The sequence below is a fragment of the Oleiphilus sp. HI0080 genome (genome assembly GCF_001635135.1).
In genome coordinates this window covers 1-1054 of the sequence record NZ_LWFU01000170.1, presented here as the reverse complement: position 1 = coordinate 1054, position 1054 = coordinate 1, and the positions used below count along the sequence as shown (strand labels likewise).

Annotated in this window: 1 protein-coding gene and 1 pseudogene; both read right to left on the bottom strand. The window is 45.8% G+C overall.

Features of this window, described 5'->3' with window-relative positions; genetic code table 11:
- On the bottom strand, positions 1-841 hold an 841-nt coding region (locus A3751_RS01905; protein ID WP_068451503.1), incomplete at its 3' end, for an ABC transporter permease subunit.
- 10 nt (positions 842-851) lie between these two features.
- Positions 852-1054, bottom strand: a pseudogene (locus A3751_RS22485) (amino acid ABC transporter permease); the annotation flags it as partial.

Sequence of the window (1054 nt, the reverse complement as noted above, 5' to 3'; positions counted from 1 at the left end):
AAATAATGAGTAATGTCTTTTGCCAATAACTCAAGCAAAGAGAATCTGCGGCTTCGTATTGCCCTTCAGGAATCGCCTGAAACCCGCCTCGGAATACTTCTGCCATATATCCTGACATAAACAGAATAAGTACGATCCAAACTCGCAACAATTTGTCGACATTCGTGCCCTCTGGGAAAAAAAGCGGCAACATAACCGAGCCCATAAAGAAGAGCGCCAGCACAGGAACACCCCGAAAAAACTCGATCAAAATAACGCATACGCTGCGAATAAAAGGCATATCGGAGCGACGACCCAACGCCCATAAAAAGCTTAAAGGGAATGCAATAATGATACTCGCCGCCGCAAGAAATATGTTCAGCGAGAAACCACCCCAATAATCGGTACTTACGAACTCAAGCCCAAACAACCGCCCATCCAAAAATGCGGCTCCAATAAAAGGGAATACGAGAAACAATGGCACCCCTACCGTATTACGCAAACGCGTTGGCAGTAGGTAAGGCGCGGCAATGACCAAACCCAATGCAATTATGCCCATGTTGATTCGCCAAAGCTCCTCAGTTGGGTATGAGCCATACATAAATTGTTGCATCCAAGCCGAAACAAAGACCCAACACGCCCCTTGGTCATTCGTACAATCTGCTTGCGTGGTACCAACCCAGTTAGCCTCAATAAATAACCAGCTAATCATGCCAGGAATAACCGAAGCCAATAAACCAATGATGACCAATGTTGCGATCGAATTATGAATATCCGGGAAAAGATTCTCTCTAATCCAACCGATGACACCTCGTGCAGCGACCGGTGCGGGTTGGGCGGGTTGTGGTTTAAACTCTCTCATCACTCGCTCCTTATTTCCGTTCTACCAGTGCAACACTTTCGTTGAATCGGTTCATTATGAAAGAAATCGTCATGTTAATAACGAAGTACACTGCCATGGTCATGAAGACAATTTCGATTGCCTGGCCTGTCTGGTTTAACGAGGTACCAACAAATACGGTGAATAAATCTGGGTAGCCAATTGCCGTTGCCAAGGTCGAGTTTTTAACCAAGC